Origin of the sequence: Streptomyces sp. NPDC014891, assembly GCF_043081085.1 — a bacterium.
Classification (GTDB): Bacteria; Actinomycetota; Actinomycetes; order Streptomycetales; family Streptomycetaceae; genus Streptomyces.
In genome coordinates, this window is record NZ_JBIBWF010000016.1 from 19,423 (window position 1) to 37,384 (window position 17,962).

The 17,962-nt window shown below is 73.1% G+C and carries 12 protein-coding genes; 3 read left to right on the plus strand and 9 right to left on the minus strand.

Features of this window, described 5'->3' with window-relative positions; translation table 11 throughout:
• Positions 1-19 precede the first annotated feature (19 nt).
• From ACF09E_RS33640 to ACF09E_RS33675, 8 genes are all read right to left on the minus strand, one after another.
• Positions 20-1,603, minus strand: coding sequence for an APC family permease (locus ACF09E_RS33640; RefSeq protein WP_392209814.1), 1,584 nt, complete (start codon positions 1,601-1,603; stop codon positions 20-22).
• A 238-nt stretch (positions 1,604-1,841) separates the two neighbouring features.
• Positions 1,842-3,293 (minus strand): aldehyde dehydrogenase family protein, encoded by a 1,452-nt coding sequence (locus ACF09E_RS33645; RefSeq protein ID WP_392209816.1) that lies wholly within the window; start codon positions 3,291-3,293, stop codon positions 1,842-1,844.
• Complete coding sequence (locus ACF09E_RS33650) at positions 3,290-5,029, minus strand: amidohydrolase family protein (protein WP_392209818.1); 1,740 nt, start codon at positions 5,027-5,029, stop codon at positions 3,290-3,292. Before ACF09E_RS33650 ends, ACF09E_RS33645 begins: the two co-directional genes overlap by 4 nt.
• A gap of 145 nt (positions 5,030-5,174) precedes the next feature.
• Positions 5,175-6,299: an LLM class flavin-dependent oxidoreductase gene (locus ACF09E_RS33655; RefSeq protein WP_392209819.1), complete on the minus strand. Its 1,125-nt coding sequence runs from the start codon at positions 6,297-6,299 to the stop codon at positions 5,175-5,177.
• A 99-nt stretch (positions 6,300-6,398) separates the two neighbouring features.
• Positions 6,399-7,160: an SDR family NAD(P)-dependent oxidoreductase gene (locus ACF09E_RS33660; protein ID WP_392209821.1), complete on the minus strand. Its 762-nt coding sequence runs from the start codon at positions 7,158-7,160 to the stop codon at positions 6,399-6,401.
• 10 nt (positions 7,161-7,170) lie between these two features.
• Entirely contained in the window at positions 7,171-8,088 is a 918-nt protein-coding gene (locus ACF09E_RS33665) for an LLM class F420-dependent oxidoreductase (protein WP_361854157.1), read from the minus strand.
• 206 nt (positions 8,089-8,294) lie between these two features.
• The gene (locus ACF09E_RS33670) at positions 8,295-9,680 is read right to left on the minus strand and encodes a hypothetical protein (RefSeq protein ID WP_392209824.1); all 1,386 of its coding nucleotides are present in this window, start codon (positions 9,678-9,680) and stop codon (positions 8,295-8,297) included.
• A 245-nt stretch (positions 9,681-9,925) separates the two neighbouring features.
• Positions 9,926-11,143, minus strand: a complete 1,218-nt coding sequence (locus ACF09E_RS33675) for an amidohydrolase family protein (RefSeq protein WP_392209826.1) — start codon at positions 11,141-11,143, stop codon at positions 9,926-9,928.
• Between the two features lie 184 nt (positions 11,144-11,327).
• Here ACF09E_RS33675 and ACF09E_RS33680 point away from each other — a divergent pair, with 184 nt between their 5' ends.
• Positions 11,328-14,441, plus strand: coding sequence for a BTAD domain-containing putative transcriptional regulator (locus tag ACF09E_RS33680; RefSeq protein ID WP_392209828.1), 3,114 nt, complete (start codon positions 11,328-11,330; stop codon positions 14,439-14,441).
• A 217-nt stretch (positions 14,442-14,658) separates the two neighbouring features.
• Entirely contained in the window at positions 14,659-14,901 is a 243-nt protein-coding gene (locus ACF09E_RS33685) for a hypothetical protein (RefSeq protein WP_392209829.1), read from the plus strand.
• Positions 14,902-15,171: 270 nt separating this feature from the next.
• Here ACF09E_RS33685 and ACF09E_RS33690 read toward each other — a convergent pair whose 3' ends face one another.
• Positions 15,172-16,716, minus strand: coding sequence for a FadD3 family acyl-CoA ligase (locus ACF09E_RS33690; RefSeq protein ID WP_392209969.1), 1,545 nt, complete (start codon positions 16,714-16,716; stop codon positions 15,172-15,174).
• Positions 16,717-16,806: 90 nt separating this feature from the next.
• On the opposite strand from ACF09E_RS33690, the gene ACF09E_RS33695 reads away from it, so the two are divergent.
• Positions 16,807-17,949 carry a lipid-transfer protein gene (locus tag ACF09E_RS33695; RefSeq protein WP_392209831.1) on the plus strand — a complete coding sequence of 381 codons (1,143 nt, stop codon included), beginning with the start codon at positions 16,807-16,809 and terminating at the stop codon, positions 17,947-17,949.
• The last annotated feature ends 13 nt before the right edge of the window (positions 17,950-17,962 follow it).

Genomic DNA, 17,962 nt, shown 5'->3' on the forward strand with positions numbered 1-17,962 from the left:
ACTCAGGTGCCTACGACGCTCAGTCGGCGACGACCAGCGACGGGGTCTCCTTCGTCAGGACCTCGCCCCGGAAGAAGGCGGGGCTGCGGCGCTGCATGACCAGCATGATCACCACGCCGATGAGCAGCAGGCCGACGCCGATCACGAAGACCGAGCCGACGCCGAAGACCGCGGAGCCGGAGCCGTAGGCCGGGTCCCACATGTCGTAGAGGGTCTTGCCGAAGACGGCGGTGAGCATGAGCCCGCCGAGGAGCGGCATCAGGCCCTTGTAGGCGAAGTCCCGGCCGGAGCGGAAGAGCTCGCCGCGGAAGTACCAGACGCAGGCGAAGGCCGTCAGCGCGTAGTAGAAGCAGATCATCAGGCCGAGCGCGTAGATGGTGTCGACCAGGACGTTCTCGCTGAGCAGGGTCATCACGGTGTAGAAGGCGCCGGTGGCGACTCCGGCGACGATCGTGGCCTTGCCGGGGGTCTTGAAGATCGGGTGGACCTTGGTGAAGGACTTGGGCAGGGCCTCGTAGGTGGCCATGGCGAGCACCGTGCGGGCGACCGGGATGAAGGTCGTCTGGAGGCTGGCGGCGGCCGAGGCGAGGACCGCGACGAAGAGCAGCACGCCGAGCGTGGGGCCCATGACCGGGCCGGCGAGGGCGGCGAAGACGTTGTCGGAGGTCTCCGGGTTGGCGAGGCCGAGGCCCTTCTCGCCGGAGCCGACGACCATCTGGGCGGCGATGCCGGTGGCCAGGTAGGAGCCGACCAGGACGACCATCGCGATGAGCGCGGCGCGGCCGGGGGTCTTGGCGCTGCCGGTGGTCTCCTCGTTGGTCGCCATGCAGGCGTCCCAGCCCCAGTACATGAAGATCGAGAGCGAGAGGCCGGCGGTGAAGGCCGCGAAGGACTGGACCGCGAAGGGGTTCATCCAGGACCAGGAGAAGTCGACCGAGGTCTCGAAGGAGCCGGCCTTCGTCAGGGCCATGCCCACGAAGACGGCGAGCACGACGAGCTGGAGGCCGACGAGGGTGTACTGGACGCCCTTGGTGGCGGTCATGCCGCGGTAGCTGATCGCGGTGGCCGCGGCGATGAGGGCGAGGCAGGTGACGATGTGGACGGCCTTGTTGTCGTCCAGGGCGGCGATGGACTCGCTGCCGCTGATCTCACCGGCGAGGAGCCAGAAGTAGGAGGTCGCGACGCCCGCCAGGTTGGAGAGGACGATGATCGTCGCGATGACGAGGCCCCAGCCGCACATCCAGCCGATCCTGGGCCCGAAGGCCTTCACGGTCCAGGTGAACGAGGTGCCGCAGTCGGGCATGACCCGGTTGAGCTCGCGGTACGCGAAGGCGACGAGGAGCATCGGGAGGAAGCCGGCGAGGAAGATCGCGGGCATCTGCAGGCCGACCTCGCCGGCGGTGGAGCCCAGCGTCGAGGTCAGGCAGTAGACCGGGGCGACGGTCGAGATGCCGATGACGGCGCTGCCGAGGAGGCCGACGGAGTTCCCGCCGAGCCCTTTGGTACGGACGCCGTTGGCATCGGCCGCGCCGTCGCCGCCACCCGGAGCGTTGACGCCCCTTACCGTGTCTCCGGCCTGGGGCCGCGCATCCAGCTGAGTCATGAACAGGACGTTAAGTGCTGCGGTTTCCATATGCGGAGGATCTGAATCCGTGTACTCGATCGATCGCCGCCTTGCATTGTCCGGGTCGAAGCGGGCGCACGCCAATGATTGAAAGATCGACCATCGGAACGGACCGACCAACTGGTAGGTCGGTCGATCCGTGTCCGATATGCGGGAACCGCAGCTCGGTCCGAAATGTCCGTTTAGAAATTTTCCCGAGGAATTTTCGCGGTCGCCGTCAGCCCGGCCACACCACCGCCTGCAGCTCGCTGTAGGCGTGCAGCGCGTACGAGCCCACGTCCCGTCCGACCCCGCTCCGCTTGAATCCGCCGAACGGCGCCTCCATGTTCCGTCCGATCGTGTTCACGCCCACCCCGCCGGCCCGCAGCCGGGCCGCGATCCGGAAGGCGCGGGCCACGTCGCCCGACCACACGTAGTCGAGGAGCCCGTAGTCGCTGTCGTTGGCGAGCGCGATCCCCTCCTCCTCGTCGTCGAAGGGGACCACCACCACGACCGGCCCGAAGATCTCCTCCCGCACCACCCGCATCTCGTTCGTGCAGTCGGCGAGCAGCGTCGGGGCGACGTAGAAGCCCTTGGGGAGGTCCGGCCGCTCGCCGCCCGCGACGACCCGCGCCCCCTCCTTCCGGCCGAGCTCCACGTACGCCTCCACCCGGTCGCGGTGGGCCGCCGAGATCACCGGGCCGACGACCGTGCCCCTCTCCGCCGGGTCCCCCACCGTCATGTGGGCCAGATAGCCGGTGAGCTTCTCGACCAGCCGCTCGTAGATCCCGCGCTGGGCGAGCACCCGGGTCGGGGCCGTGCAGATCTGCCCGCTGTAGAAGGAGAAGGTCGTCCCGATGCCCAGTACCGCCGAGTCGAGGTCGGCGTCGTCGAGGACGAGCGCGGCGCCCTTGCCGCCCAGCTCCATCAGCTGCCGCTTGAGGGTGCGGCCGCAGACCTCGCCGATCGCCTGCCCCACCGCCGTGGAACCGGTGAACGACACCATGTCGACGTCCGGGGAGTCCACGGCGGCCTGCCCGGCCTCCGCCGAGGAGCCCGTGACCACGTTGACGACGCCCGGCGGGACGCCCGCCTCCTCCAGCGCCCGCGTCATCGCGTACACGGAGAGCGGATCCTGCGGGGCGGGCTTCACCAGGACCGTGTTGCCCATGGCGAGCGCGGGGGCGACCTTGCCCGCCGGGTTGGCCCAGGGGTTGTTGTACGAGGTGATGCAGGTGACGACGCCGACCGGGCGGCGCACCGCGACCGCGCCGAACACCCCGGCCTTCCCCATCGGGCCGGCCTCGTTGATCTGCGGGGGCAGCGCCTGCTCGACCGGCTCCATCGCCCCGCGGGCGTACCGCCGGAACCGGGCGGCGCCGACGGCCACCTGCATGCCGCGCGCGGTGCCGGTGGTGGCGCCGGTCTCCGCGCGGGCCAGGAGCGTGTTCGCCTCGGCGTCCCTCGCCATCAGGTCGGCGGCCCGGTCGAGGATCGCCGCCCGCTCCTCCGGCCGCGTCCGGGACCAGGAGGCGAAGGCCTCGCGGGCCGCGGCGGCCGCCTCGTGCACCTGGGCCCGGGAGGCCTCCGGGGCGAGCCCGACGACCTCCTCGGTGGCCGGGTCGATCACCTCGTAGTGCCCGCCGTCCGGCTCGACCCACTCCCCGCCGATGAAGAGCCTCTGGTTCACCTGGTCGCCACCGTCCTCGTGTCGCGGCCGGAGCGCAGCACCTTTCCCGGTACCGCACCGGTCACCTCGTCGTCCCGCACCGTCTCCACCCCGTTGACCCGCACCGACACGATCCCGACGGCCCGCGAGTCGAGCCGCGGGCTGTCTCCCGGCAGGTCGTGCACGAGGGTCGCCGGTCCGGCGTCGATCCGCTCCGGGTCGAAGAGGACCAGGTCGGCGTGGAAGCCCTCGGCGATCCGGCCCCGCTCGCGGAGCCCGAAGAGCCGCGCCGGGTCGTCGGTCAGCATCCGCACGGCCCGCTCCAGCGGCACCAGCCTCCGGCCGCGCAGGCAGTCGCCGAGGAACCGGGTCGTGTACGGCGCTCCGCACATCCGGTCCAGGTGGGCGCCCGCGTCCGAGCCGCCGAGCAGCACGTCCTCGTGGTCCCAGGTCTCGCGGCGCAGCGCCCAGGAGGCCGGGTCGTTGTCGCTGGGCATCGGCCACAGGACCGTCCGCAGCCCGTCGTTGGCGCAGATCTCGACGAGGCACTCGAAGGCGTCCTGGCCGCGCTCGGCCGCGATGTCGTCGACGACGCGGCCGGTGAGGCCCTCGTTCGCGGGGCTGTAGGTGTCCCCGATGACGTACCGCCCGAAGTGGGCGAGACGCCGGAAGACCCCGGCCTCCTTGGAGTCGGCGCGCCGCAGCATCCCGGCCCGTACGTCCGGGTCGCGGAGCTTCGCGATCCGCTCGGGAACGGGAAGGCCGAGGATCTCGCCCCAGCCGGGGATGAGGTTGAGGGCGCAGAAGGTCCCGAGGGACATGTTCATCGGGGTCAGGATCGGCATGGTGAGGGCGACGATCCGGCCGCCGGACTTCCGGGCCCGCTCGGAGGCGGTGAGCTGGCGCGGGACCCGTTCGGGGACGGCGGCGTCGATGGTGAGGACGTTCCAGTTGAGCGGGCGTCCGGCGGCGGCGGTCATCTCGACGAACAGTTCGATCTCGTCGTCGGAGAACTGGTCGAGGCAGCCGGCCAGGATCGCTTCGAGCTGGGTGCCCTCGTGCTCGCCGACGGCGCGGGAGAGCGCGATGAGCTCCTCGGGGCCGGCGTGCCGGGAGGCGACGGGGGCGCCGTCGCCGTCGGAGTGGGTGGCCGACTGGGTGGTGGAGAGCCCCCAGGCGCCGGCCTCCATGGCCTCCTTGAGGAGGGCCACCATGTCGGCGAGCTGCTCGGGGGTGGGCTGCCCGCCGACGGCGTCGGCGCCCATCACGTACCGGCGCAGGGCGCAGTGGCCGACCATGAAGCCGGCGTTGACGGCGATCCGGCCGTCGAGGGCGTCGAGGTACTCGGCGAACGACGACCAGGACCAGTCGACGCCCTCCTCCAGGGCCTTGAGGGCCATCCCCTCGACCTTGGACATCATGCGGCGCGTGTAGTCGGCGTCCTCGGGCCGGTCCGGGTGGAGCGGGGCGAGGGTGAAGCCGCAGTTGCCGCCGGCGACGGTGGTGACGCCGTGGTTCATCGAGGGGGTGGCGTAGGGGTCCCAGAACAGCTGGGCGTCGTAGTGGGTGTGCGGGTCGACGAAGCCGGGCGTGAGGACGAGGCCGGTGGCGTCCTCGGTGGTCCGGGCCTCCTCGCGGACGGTGCCGGGCTCGGCGACGACGGCGATCCGGCCGTCTCGGATGCCGACGTCGGCGGTGCGGGCGGGGGCGCCGGTGCCGTCCACGACGGTGGCGCCCGTGATCAGGTGGTCGAGCATGACGGTCCCTTTCTGGACGCGGACACGGGTGTGCCCCGGACCGGGGGCCGCCGCGGAACGGCCTCCGGCCGGGGCCGGTACGGGGCGGCGGTCCGGGAAGACACCACCCCGCGCTCGTCGTGCACCGCCCGCCGGCGCGGGGCCCTCAGGCGCCGGCGGACTGACGGAAGCGGGTCGTGCGGTGGACCGGGTCCGTGTCGATCTTCGGGATCACGTGCTCGCCGATCAGCCTGATCGAGTTCATCGTGTCCTCGTACGAGATCCCGATCGGCAGCCCGAAGGAGAGCTGGTCCGCCCCAGCCTGTTCCCACCGCTTGCACTGGGCCAGCACCTCCGAGGGGTCGCCGCAGATCATCAGCTCCTCCTGGATGAGGAGTTCGATGATCTCGGCGGAGTACTCGGGGAGGAGCTCCGGCCACTCGGGGATGCCCTCGGGCCGCGGGAAGGTGTCGTGGTAGCGGAAGAGCAGCGACTGGAGGTAGTTCAGACCGCCGCCGACGGCGATCTCGACCGCCTTGTCGTGCGTCTCGGCGCAGATCGCGGTCGAGGTCACCATGACGTTGTCGTTGACGAAGTCGCCGACGGCCTTGGCCTCCTTGATGGCCGTCTTGTAGGAGTCGAGGACCCACTCCATGTCGGAGACCTTCTGCACGCTGAAGCCCAGGACGCCGAGACCCTTCCTGCCCGCCATGGCGTACGAGGGCGGGGAGCCGGCGGCGTACCACATGGCGGGGTGGGACTTCCCGTACGGCTTCGGCAGGACCTTGCGGGGCGGCAGCGACCAGTGCTTGCCCTGGAAGCCGGGGTACTCGTCCTGGAGCCACATCTTGGGGAACTCGGCGATGGTCTCCTCCCACAGCTCCTTCGTGTGGTTCATGTCGGTGATGCCCGGCATGAACCCGAGGATCTCGTGGGAGCCCGCGCCCCGGCCGGAGCCGAACTCGAAGCGTCCGCCGGAGAGGTGGTCGAGCATGGCGACCTTCTCGGCGACCTTGACCGGGTGGTTGACGGGGGCGAGGGGGTTGAAGATGCCGGAGCCGAGGTGGATCCGGTCGGTGGCGTGGGCGAGGTAGCCCAGGTAGACGTCGTTGGCGGAGAGGTGCGAGTACTCCTCCAGGAAGTGGTGCTCCGAGGCCCAGGCGTACTTGAAGCCCGACCTGTCCGCCTGGATGACGTACTCGGTCTCCTCCATGAGGGCCTTGTGCTCGGCTTCGGGATCGGTCTCGGCGCGCTTGCCGACGTATCCCTGTACGAAGATCCCGAATTCCAAGGGGGTTCACCGTCCTCGTAAGTTTCTGACGAGTCGTCAGATCTGCGATGTGCCCGACTGTCGCACCGAGCGCCACGGGCGTCAATACCTGACGGGTCGTCAGAGAAGACCGAGCCCGGCCAGCCAGCCGCCGTCGATCACGAACGGCTGCCCCGTGATGTACGCCGAGTCGTCCCCGGTCAGGAACAGCGCCAGGGCCGCCACCTCGTCCGGGCGCCCGATCCGCCCCAGCGGCACGAGCCTGCGGTACAGCGCGGCGGTGGCGGCCGGGTCCACACCCTCCGGGTTGCTCATGGGCGTGTCGATGGCGCCGGGGCAGACCGCGTTCACCCGGATCCCCTTCCCGGCCAGTTCGAGTGCGGCCACCCGGGTCAGCCCGAGGACGGCGTGCTTGGAGGCCGCGTACGCCCCGACCCCGGCCATCCCCGTCAGACCGGTGTACGAGGCCGTGTTGACGATCGTCCCGCCGCCGGCCGCGGCGATCTCGGGGGCGACGGCGCGGATGCCGAGGAAACATCCCGTCTGGTTGACGGAGACGATCGCCTGGAACTCCTCCAGCGGGGTGGCGAGCAGCTCGCGGAAGCGGAGGATGCCGGCGTTGTTGACGAGCCCGTCGATCTTCCCGAAGCGCTCCTTGGCGACGGCCACGGCCGCGGCCCAGTCCTCCTCCCTGGCCACGTCCAGGCGGACGGCGACCGCCCGCTCCTTCCCCAGCTCCTCGGCCAGCGCGGCGGCGGCCTCGTCGAGCACGTCCGCGAGGACGACCCTGGCCCCCTCCGCGGCGAACAGCCGGGCCTCCTGCTCCCCCTGCCCGCGCGCCGCGCCGGTGACGAGGACGACCCGCCCGTCGAGTGAGCCCATGTCGACACCCCTAGAGATGAGGGGCGACCTCCGTGCCGAAGGCCGCCATCTGGTCGATGAGTTCGGTACGGCTCCGGGACCGGAACCGGACCTGGATCTGGTGCACGCCCATCTCCCCGTACGCGCGCAGGGAGGCGGCGATCTCCTCCGGGGCGCCGCTCAGGGTGCGGCGGCCGACGGGCCAGCCGGGCGTGCCGACGTACAGCGGCTCGGCGATCGCGCCGACGGTGATCGGCTCCGCGATCCCGGCCTCGGCGCGGAGCCGCAGGAGCTTCCGGATCTGCTCGGCGAGCCTTTCGCGCGGGTCGCCCTGCGGGAGCCAGCCGTCGCCCTTGAGGGCGGCGCGGCGCACGGCGGCCGGGGACGACCCGCCGACCCAGAGCGGGACGCGCTCCTGCGCGGGCCGGGGCAGCTGCCCGAGGTCCTTGAAGGCGAACCGCTCCCCCAGGTGCTCCGGGTACTCCTCGGGCCCGAGCGCGGCCCGGAGGGCGTCCATGGTCTCGTCGAGTACGGCGCCGCGGCGGGCGAAGTCCACGCCGAGCGCCTCGAACTCCTCCTGGACGTGTCCGGCGCCGACCCCGAGCACCAGGCGGCCGCCGGAGAGGTGGTCGAGCGTCGCGTACGCCTTGGCGGTGGCGAGCGGATGGCGCAGCGCGACGACGGCCACGTGCGAGAGCAGCCGGACCCGCTCGGTCGCGGCGGCGAGGAAGGAGAGCGTGGCGACGGGGTCGTACCAGACGGTGCTCATGGCCTCGGCGAGCCGGCGCGGGATGGCGACGTGCTCGCAGCCCGCGAGGTAGTCGAACCCGTGTTCCTCGGCGGCGCGGGCGACGGCGAGGAGATCGGCGGGCCCGGCGCCCGCCTCCCAGGGCTCGGCGTAGATCACGCTCTGCGACTGGACCGGCAGCTGCATCCCGTAGACCACCACGGCAACCCCCTTGAGCCCGGGCACCCGGCCCGTATCTGACGGATCGTCACTTCATCGAGCAGGGCCCATGCTCGTACCTGACGACCCATCAGGCAAGGGGTGGGGAGGTCCCGGGCGCACACGGGCGCCCCCGCCCGGGCAGCGGGGAGCTGCCCGGGCGGGGGCGGATCGCGGCGTCGTCGGGCGCCGGGGACCGGCGGAGGCCGTCAGGCGCCGTCGGTCGCGCCGGACGTCCTCGCGTGGCGCACCAGGGCCGAGGCGGCCAGGCAGACGATGCCCACGGCGCTCAGGAGCGCCAGGGCCTTCGCCCAGGCGAACGTCGTGCCGAGGCTGTCGCCCAGCAGGTCGGCCGTGCGCGCGCTCTCGACCCCGTGGACCGCGATGACGAAGACGGCCGCACCCGCGGCGGCGGCCCAGGCGATCAGGGTGTCCCTGGCCGCCAGCCAGACCGCGCACGCCAGGCAGAGCACCGAGACGACCGCGGAGAGCGCCTGCGCGTCGCCGCCCGAGCGCAGGCCCGCGAGGTCGGTCGGCAGATGGATCAGACCGCAGGCGAACAGCGCGAGCGCGGCGGGCCAGCGCAGCACGGAGCGCAGCGCGGGCGTGGCGACGTGGCTGCCGGGGCCCGCCGCGAGCGCGCCGTCCAGGGTGGACCTGCGCCCCTTGGCGGCGCCCCGGTCCCGCTTCCTCGCGGCGGGCGCGGTCCCGGCCGGGCGGCCCGGGTGCCCGGGCGCGACGTCCGGCCCGCGGGCGGCGTCGCCGCCCGCGGCGGGCCGCCAGTCGCCGCTGTCGGAGCCGAGGATGCCGACCAGCCGGACCACGTCCTCGACGGGCCGGCCGACCGCCGCGGCGCGCAGGGTGGTCTCGGCCTCGTGGAGGTCGTACCCGGAGGCGTTCAGGAGCACGAGCAGCTCGCGCACCTCGTCCAGCGGACGGGTGACGGCCGCGGCGCGCAGTGCCACGTCGGCGGGACTGGAGAGCTCGCCGGTCTCCTGGAGGCGGGCCACCAGGGCGGCCACCTCCTCCACCGGCCGCTCGGTCGCCGCGGTCCGCAGGAGCGTGTGCACCGCTTCGTCGCCGGACTCCTCGGCGGCCGGCGGTTCGGCGGCCGGCTGATCGGCGGTCGACGGCTCGGCGGTCGACTGATCGGCGGTCGACGGCTCGGCGGCCGGCTTCCCGTCGGCCGGCCGGTCGGCGGCGGGCCGTTCCGTCTCGTGGGCGTGCGGGGCGGCGGGCGACCCGGTCACCGGCGGAACGGCCGTCGCCACGGCGGACTTCGTCCCCTCGAAGGGGGCCGCCGCCACGGGAGACGCCGTCACGAAGGGGGCCCGCGACGCCACCGAGGGCTTCGAGGGCTTCGCGTCGGAGGAGGAGGAGGAGACGGAGACGGCCTGGACGGCCGGGGCGGTGGACCGGGGCTCCGCCGGGGACGGCGCCGGGCGGTCGTGGCGGGGAGGTGCGTCGAGCGTGGGGGGCGAGGAGACAACCGGCTCGCGGGACGGACCCGGGCGGGGTGCTGCGGTCGGTCCTATGTCGTCGGGTTCCATGTCGTCGTCCGCGGGGTGAAAGTGCGGGAGGGGGTGGGGGGTCATGTCACAGGCTCCGTTCGTGGACACCCCGGAGGGACGCCCACTGGCTGTCTCGTGATGTGCAAGAAGCGCACACTTGATTACTATTTGCGCGCACTCGCCGACCCTCCGCCATCAGGGGGGCGTCCCACTGGGCCGTCCGGGCGACGGAACGGCCGGACTCCCCCGCCCGAGGGGAGCCCGGCCGCGGGGGAGACGCCGCCGCGGGGGAAGCCAGGCCGGGGGGAAGCCCGGCCGCGTTCGCCGGACTACGGCCGCCAGAGGCCGTCCGGCGTCAGGCCCAGCAGGTCGATCGCGTTGCCGCGGACGATCCGCTCGACGACGTCCGGGGCCAGGTGCCCCATCTGCGCCTCGCCGACCTCCCTCGACTTGGGCCAGGTGGAGTCCGAGTGCGGGTAGTCCGTCTCGTAGAGGACGTTCCCGACCCCGATCGCGTCGAGGTTCCGCAGGCCGAAGGCGTCGTCGAAGAAGCAGCCGTAGACGTGCTCGGCGAACAGCTCCGACGGCGGGCGCAGCACCTTGTCGGCGACCCCGCCCCAGCCCCGGTTCTCCTCCCACACCACGTCGGCGCGCTCCAGGATGTACGGGATCCAGCCGATCTGCCCCTCCGCGTACATGATCCGCAGGCCGGGGAAGCGCTCGAACTTGCCGCTCATCAGCCAGTCGACCATCGAGAAGCAGCAGTTGGCGAAGGTGATGGTGGAGCCCACGGCCGGCGGGGCGTCGGCCGAGGTCGACGGCATCCGGCTGGACGAGCCGATGTGCATGGCGATGACGGTGCCCGTCTCGTCGCACGCGCGGAAGAAGGGGTCCCAGTGGTCGGTGTGCACCGAGGGGAGTCCGAGGTGCGGCGGGATCTCGGAGAACGCGACGGCCCGCACCCCCCGGGCGGCGTTGCGGCGCACCTCGGCGGCGGCGAGTTCCGGGTCCCAGAGCGGGATGAGGGTGAGCGGGATGAGCCGCCCGCGGGCCTCGGGGCCGCACCACTCCTCCACCATCCAGTCGTTGTACGCCCGGACGCAGAGCAGGCCCAGCTCGCGGTCGCTCGCCTCGGTGAAGGTCTGCCCGCAGAAGCGGGGGAAGGTCGGGAAGCAGAGCGCGGACTGGACGTGGTTGACGTCCATGTCGGCGAGCCGCTCGGGCACGGAGTGGGAGCCGGGCCGCATCTGCTCGTAGGTGATGACCTCGAGCCGTATCTCGTCGCGGTCGTAGCCGACGGCGGTGTCGAGACGGGTGAGGGGCCGGTGCAGGTCCTCGTAGACCCACCAGTCGCCGATCGGGCCGTCGTCCCCCTTCGCGCCCATGACGGGGGCGAACTTCCCGCCCAGGAAGGTCATTTCCTTGAGCGGGGCGCGGACGATCCGGGGTCCGGTGTCGTGGAAGCGGGACGGGAGCCGGTCCCGCCAGACGTGCGGGGGCTCCACGGTGTGGTCGTCCACCGAGATGATCTTCGGGAAGGTCTCCATGGCCTTCACGGTAGCGCTGATCTGACGACCCGTCAGCTAGCCTGCGGGGAATCGGCGGCCCGACGCGCCCCCCGCGGCCGCGTCACGGCCCGGACTACGGCCGACCCGATGCTGACGGAGCCCCTCCGGACAAGGCAGACTGTCCAGGGCGAAACAAGCGTTGGCGGTACGGGCAGGGGGAGCTATGGACCGTGAGAACGGGCCGCGGATCCCGGCGCAACGGGCTCCGAGGACGGGCGCGGACGCCGGCACGGAACGGAACCCCGAGGCGGGCGGCGAGGAAAGGACGGCCGGGGCGGCCCCGGCCGCCACGGACCGGACCGGGGCCGGGAGCGACGCCCCCGGCCCGACCGCGGGCACGCCCTCCGGCCCTGCCGCGCCGACCGGGACCGGCCCGACCGCCGGCCCCCTCCGGTTCGCCGTGCTCGGGCCCGTACGGGCCTGGCGGGACGGCGAACCGGTGCCCACCGGCTCCCCCCAGCAGCGGGCCCTGCTCGCCGCCCTGCTCCTGCGCGGCGGACGCACCGCCACCGCCTCCGAACTCATCGACGCCCTCTGGGGCGAGGAGTCGCCCTCGCAGGCCCTCGCGGCCGTCCGGACGTACGCCTCCCGGCTCCGCAAGGCCCTCGGCCCCGAGGTCCTCGTCAGCGAGTCCGGCGGCTACGCCCTGCGCACCCCTGCCGCCTCCCTCGACGCCGACACCGCCCAGGAACTCGGAGCCGAGGCGGAGAAGCTGCGGGCCGCCGGGGACCGCGCGGGGGCCCGCGACCGGCTCGCCGAGGCACTGGACCTGTGGAACGGCGAGGTGCTGGCCTCCGTGCCGGGGCCGTACGCCGACACCCAGCGGACCCGCCTGGAGGAGTGGCGGCTCACCCTCCTGGAGACCCGGCTCGACATCGACCTGGAGGTCGGCGCGCACGCGGAGGCCGTGTCCGAGCTGACCGCCCTCACCGCCGCGCACCCCCTGCGGGAGCGGCTCCGCGAACTGCTGATGCTCGCCCTCTACCGGAGCGGACGGCAGGCCGAGGCGCTCGCCGTGTACGCGGACACCCGGCGGCTGCTCGCCGACGAGCTGGGCGTCGACCCCACACCCGAACTCTCCCGGCTCCAGCAGCGCATCCTCCAGGCCGACGCCGAACTCGCCCGCCCGATGGAGGAGTCCGCGCCGGCCGCGCCGCCCGTCGCCCGGCCCGCGCAGCTCCCCGCGACGGTCCCCGACTTCACCGGCCGCGCCCCCTTCGTACGGGAGCTGGGCGCCCGGCTCGCCACCGCCGAGGGGCACGTCATGGCGGTGTCGGCGCTGGCCGGCATCGGCGGGGTCGGCAAGACGACGCTGGCCGTGCACGTCGCGCACGAGGCGCGGCCGCACTTCCCGGACGGGCAGCTGTACGTGGACCTCCAGGGGGCCGGCTCCCGCGCCGCCGCGCCCGAGACGGTCCTGGGATCCTTCCTCCGCGCCCTCGGCACGCCCGACTCGGCCATCCCGGACTCCCTCGACGACCGGGCGGCGCTGTACCGCTCGACCCTCGACGGGCGACGGGTCCTGGTCCTCCTGGACAACGCCCGGGACGCGGCCCAGATCCGCCCGCTGCTGCCGGGCACGGCGGGCTGCGCGGCCCTGGTGACGAGCCGCATCCGGATGGTCGACCTGGCCGGGGCGCACCTGGTGGACCTGGACGTGATGTCCCCGGAGGAGGCGCTCCAGCTCTTCACCCGGATCGTCGGCGCGGAGCGGGTCCAGGCGGAGCGGGAGGCGGCGCTGGACGTCGTGGCGGCCTGCGGCTTCCTGCCGCTGGCCATCCGCATCGCCGCGTCCCGCCTGGCGGCGCGGCGCACCTGGACGGTCTCGGTGCTGGCGGCGAAGCTCGCCGACGAGCGGCGCCGGCTCGACGAGCTCCAGGCGGGGGACCTCGCGGTCAAGGCCACCTTCGAACTCGGCTACGGGCAGCTGGAGCCGGCCCAGGCCCGCGCGTTCCGGCTGCTCGGCCTGGCGGACGGCCCGGACATCTCGTTGGCGGCGGCCGCGGCGGTCCTGGACCGGCCGCTCTGGGACACCGAGGACCTCCTGGAGGCGCTGGTCGACACGTCCCTCCTGGAGTCGGCGGCGCCGGGCCGCTACCGCTACCACGACCTGGTGCGGCTCTACGCGCGCGCGTGCGCGGACCGCGACGAGGAGCCGCCGTCGGAGAAGGACGCGGCGTTCTCCCGGCTCCTGGACTTCTACCTGTCGACGGCGGCGCGGGTGTACGCGATCGAGCGGCCCGGCGACCGCCTGGTCGACCACCTGGAACCCACGGCGTACGAGGGCCTGTCCTTCACCGACCGGCACGGGGCACAGGACTGGCTCTACGCGGAGGCGAACTGCCTCCTGGCCTGCGTCCGCCAGTCGGCCGCGTCCCCGACGACGCTGCGCCGCGGGGTGGACCTGCTGTGGGCGTCGCTGGACCTCGGGGAGTCGGGCGCGAACTCCCGGGAGTTCGAGGCGACCGGCGTCGTCGTCCGTGACGCGGCCCGCAGCCACGCCGATGCCAGGGCCGAGGGCCGTGCGCTCATGGTCCTGGCGGGGGTGCACCACACGGCGGGCCGCTTCGCGGAGGCGGACCGGGACGCCGAACTCGCCCTGCCGCACGCGGACGGGGCCGGGGATCCGCTGCCGGTCTGCTGGTCCGCCAACGCGCGGGGCATCATCGCGCTCTACCAGAACCGCTTCGCGGAGGGCGAGCAGTACCTCACCCAGGCGATCGAGCGGTTCCGTGACATCGGGGACCAGCCGGGGGAGGCGAGCGCCCTCTGCAACCTGTCGCGCATCCACCTGGCCATGGGGCGGACGCCGAGCGCGATAGCCCTCGCCCGCCAGGGAACCGAGATCTACGACGCGATGGGGCACGCGCTCCGGGGCGCCAACGGTCGGTACGCCCTCGGGCTCGCCCTCACCCAGGACGACCAGCTGGCGGCGGCGACCGAGCAGCTCCGCGAGGCTCTGGCGGTCTTCGCCGACAGCAGGCAGCGGCTGTGGGAGGGCATGACGCTCTTCCGGCTGTCCGAGGTGGACCTCGCCGCCCGCCGGCACGCCCAGGCTGCGTCGAACGCCGAGATGGCCCTCACGGTGCTGCGCGGCATCGGGGGCGAGTGGCGGCGGGGCAACGTCCTCACCGTCCTGGGCCGGGCCCTCTTCGGCATCGGCCAGAGCGGCCGGGCGCTGGTCTGCTGGCAGGAGGCACTCGGCATCTTCGACGGCCTCGGGGCCCCGGAGGCCGCCGAGGTGCGTGCGCTGCTGGCGCCTGCGACGGCCGCCTAGACCTGTCGGGCCTGGGCGTTCATCGTTCGTTTATCGCCACCCGGCATGCTCTTCCTCATGACGATCCGCCGCGTCGGGGGGCAGGCGGGTCGCCGATGAGGGCCACTGCCCCTGAGTACTAGGGTGATCGGCCCCCGGAGATTCGCCCGGCTGTCCACGGGGGAACGGCTGGGCGGATCTCCCCCATCTCGGACATCACACGCAGGAGTTGACGAGCATGACCGACCCGATCAAGCAGGAACCGCTCATCACCACCAAGGACATGCACGCCACGTCCGAGCCGGCCGTCGGCGCGATCACCGAGAAGATCACCGGTGGTCACGACGAGTCCATCGCCACGAAGGACATGCACGCCACGTCCGAACCGGCCATCGACGCGATCACCGAGAAGATCACCGGTGGTCACGACGAGTCCATCGCCGCCAAGGACATGCACGCCACGTCCGAACCGGCCAAGTAGACCACTCCCGACGGGGAGAGGCCGCGGCGGCGACTTCGGGGGAGCCGCCGGGGCCCGAGGTCCGGTCGACGGGGGAGCGCACGGGCCCGGGGGACGCCCGGGACGGGACCAGGGGGGATCCGTCCGGGCAGGACCCGTGCGCAACGCGATCGGACCACCGCAGAAGAGGGGCCGGGCATCCGCCCGGCCCCTCCGGCGTGCGCGGGCCGGCACCGGGTGGTCCGCCTCCCGAGGCCCCGCCCCCACGGACCCGTCCCCGCCCCCCGGCTCTCAGCACCGTGCCCTCAGCTCCCCCTTCACCACCTTCCCGCTCGCGTTCCTCGGCAGTTCGGTCACGAACTCGACCTGCCTCGGCACCTTGAAGTTCGCCATCTCCCGCCGCGACCAGGCGATCAGGTCGTCCGCGGTGACCCGGGCGCCCGGCCTGCGGACCGCGAACGCCTTGCCGACCTCGCCGAGCCTCGGGTCCGGGACGCCGATGACGGCGACGTCCGCGATGTCCGGGTGGAGGCCCAGGAGCTGTTCGATCTCGGCCGGGTAGGCGTTGAAGCCGCCCACGATGAACATGTCCTTGAGGCGGTCGGTGATCCGCAGGTTGCCGGCCTCGTCGAGGACCCCGATGTCGCCGGTGTGCAGCCAGCCGTCCTCGTCGATCGCCGCCGCGGTCTCGGCCTCGTCCTCGAAGTAGCCGCTCATCACGTGGTGGCCGCGGACCAGGACCTCGCCCGTCGGGGAGACGCGGACCTCGGTGCCGGGGATCGCGCGCCCCGAGGTGGTGGCCACCGTCTCCGCCGGGTCCTCGCGGCGGCACATGGTGACGATGCCGCTCGCCTCGGAGAGGCCGTACGCCGTGAGGACCGTGGCGACGCCGAGTTCGACGCGGAGGCGTTCGACCAGCCGGAGGGGGATCACGGCCGCGCCCGTCACGACGAGGCGGAGGCTGGAGAGGTCGTGTCCGCCGCGCGCCGGGTGGTCCAGGAGGGACTGGTGGAGGGTGGGGGGTCCGGGGAGGACGGTGATGCGTTCGGCGGCGATGTTCGCGAGGACGGTGTCGACGGTGAAGACGGACTGGGGGACGATCACAGCGCCCCGCATCAGGCAGGCGAGGATCCCGGCCTTGTAGCCGAAGGTGTGGAAGAAGGGGTTGACCACGAGGTAGCGGTCGCCCTCGCGCAGGCCCGCCAGTTCGGACCAGATCGCGTAGCAGCGCAGGCTCTGGGCGTGGCTGATGACGGCGCCCTTGGGGCGGCCGGTGGTGCCGGAGGTGTAGACGATGTCGGAGGGGGCCGTGGGGTCGAGGGCGGCGGCCCGGGCGCGCACCCGGTCCGCCGGGACGGCGTCGCCCTCCGCGAGGAACTCCTTCCAGGTCGTCCACTCCTCAGGCGCGGTGTCGCCGAGGACCACGACCGTCTCCAGGTCGGGGAGCGCGACCCCGGAGCGGCGCAGGGAGGCCACGTAGGAGGTGCCGAGGAAGGTGCCGGTGACGAAGAGCAGGCGGGCGCGGGAGCGCTGGAGGACGGAGGCCGCCTCGGTGCCCTTGAAGCGGGTGTTGAGCGGGACGAGGACGGCTCCGGCGGTGACGGCGCCGAGTGCGGAGACGATCCAGTCGAGGGTGTTGGGGGCCCAGATCGCGACCCGGTCCCCCGTGCGTATGCCGGTGGCGAGGCAGGCGGCCGCGGCCCGTTCGACGCGTGCACCGAGTTCGGCGTAGCTGATCCGGTTGCGGCCGTCGACGACGGCCTCCCGTGCGCCGTACCGCTCGGCGGCCGCTCGGACGAGACCGGGGATCGTGCCCCACTCCAGGTCGCCGCGCATGTCCATACCCAACCTCCCTGTAGCTGACTATCCGTCAGATTAGTTGTAGCCTGACGCGCTGTCAGCAGTGCTGCCCCATGAGGAGGTCCGGTGCTCAAGGACGTCACGGCCATCGTCGGCATAGGTCAGACGGCCTTCGCCAGACAGCTCCCCGAGTCGGAGAAGACACTCGCCTGCCGGGCGATCCTCGCCGCCCTCGACGACGCCGGGATCGCCCCCTCCGAGGTCGACGGGTTCGCCTCGTACACGATGGAGGAGACCGACGAGGTCGAGGTCGCCAAGGCCATCGGCGCCGGCGACGTCACCTTCTTCTCCAAGGTCGGCTACGGCGGCGGCGGTTCCTGCGCCACCGTCGGCCACCTCGCCGCCGCCGTGGCCACCGGCCAGGCCACCGTCGGCGTCGCCTGGCGCTCCCGGAAGCGGGGCAGCGGCCCCCGCCCCTGGAAGAACACCGCCGTCCAGCTGCCCACCCCCGGCCAGTGGACCCGCCCCTTCGGGCTGCTCCGCCCCGCCGACGAGATCGGCATGCTGGCCCGGCGCTACATGCACGAGTACGGCGCGACCCGCGACCACCTCTTCAACGTGGCGCTGGCCTGCCGCAACCGCGCCAACCAGAACCCCGACGCGATCATGTACGAGCGCCCGCTGACCCGTGAGATGTACATGACCTCGCGCTGGATCAGCGACCCGCTCTGCCTCTTCGACAACTGCCTGGAGACCGACGGCGCCCTGGCCTGCGTCGTCGTCTCCGCCGAGCGGGCCCGCGACTGCCGCCGGAAGCCCGTCTACGTGCACGCCGCCGCCCAGGGCCTGCCCGCCCAGCACCACGGCATGGTCGACTACTGGAACGACGACCCGCTCTCCGGCCCCGCCTGGACCGCCGCCCGCCGCCTGTGGAAGCAGGCCGACTTCGGCCCCCAGGACGTCGACGTCGCCCAGATCTACGACGCCTTCACCCCGCTCGTCCCCCTCTCCCTGGAGGGCTACGGCTTCTGCGGCCGGGGCGAGGGCGCCGCCTTCACCGAGGGCGGCGCCCTGGAGACCGGCGGCCGGCTGCCGATCAACACGGGCGGCGGCGGACTCGGCGAGGCCTACGTCCACGGCTTCAACCTCATCAACGAGGGCGTGAAGCAGCTCCGCGGCACCTCCACCGCCCAAGTCCCCGACGCCGCCACCTGCCTGGTCACCGCCGGCGCGTGCGTCCCCACCTCCGCCGTCCTGCTGCGCGCCTGAGGAGCTGGTCCCC

Excerpts from the sequence above, each read along its gene's own strand:
- ACF09E_RS33640 (WP_392209814.1), bottom strand. The coding sequence starts at position 1,603 with ATGACTCAGCTGGATGCGCGGCCCCAGGCCGGAGACACGGTAAGGGGC.
- ACF09E_RS33650 (WP_392209818.1), bottom strand. The coding sequence starts at position 5,029 with ATGCTCGACCACCTGATCACGGGCGCCACCGTCGTGGACGGCACCGGC.
- ACF09E_RS33660 (WP_392209821.1), bottom strand. The coding sequence starts at position 7,160 with ATGGGCTCACTCGACGGGCGGGTCGTCCTCGTCACCGGCGCGGCGCGC.
- ACF09E_RS33670 (WP_392209824.1), bottom strand. The coding sequence starts at position 9,680 with ATGACCCCCCACCCCCTCCCGCACTTTCACCCCGCGGACGACGACATG.
- ACF09E_RS33675 (WP_392209826.1), bottom strand. The coding sequence starts at position 11,143 with ATGGAGACCTTCCCGAAGATCATCTCGGTGGACGACCACACCGTGGAG.
- ACF09E_RS33680 (WP_392209828.1), top strand. The coding sequence starts at position 11,328 with ATGGACCGTGAGAACGGGCCGCGGATCCCGGCGCAACGGGCTCCGAGG.
- ACF09E_RS33685 (WP_392209829.1), top strand. The coding sequence starts at position 14,659 with ATGACCGACCCGATCAAGCAGGAACCGCTCATCACCACCAAGGACATG.
- ACF09E_RS33690 (WP_392209969.1), bottom strand. The coding sequence starts at position 16,716 with ATGCGCGGCGACCTGGAGTGGGGCACGATCCCCGGTCTCGTCCGAGCG.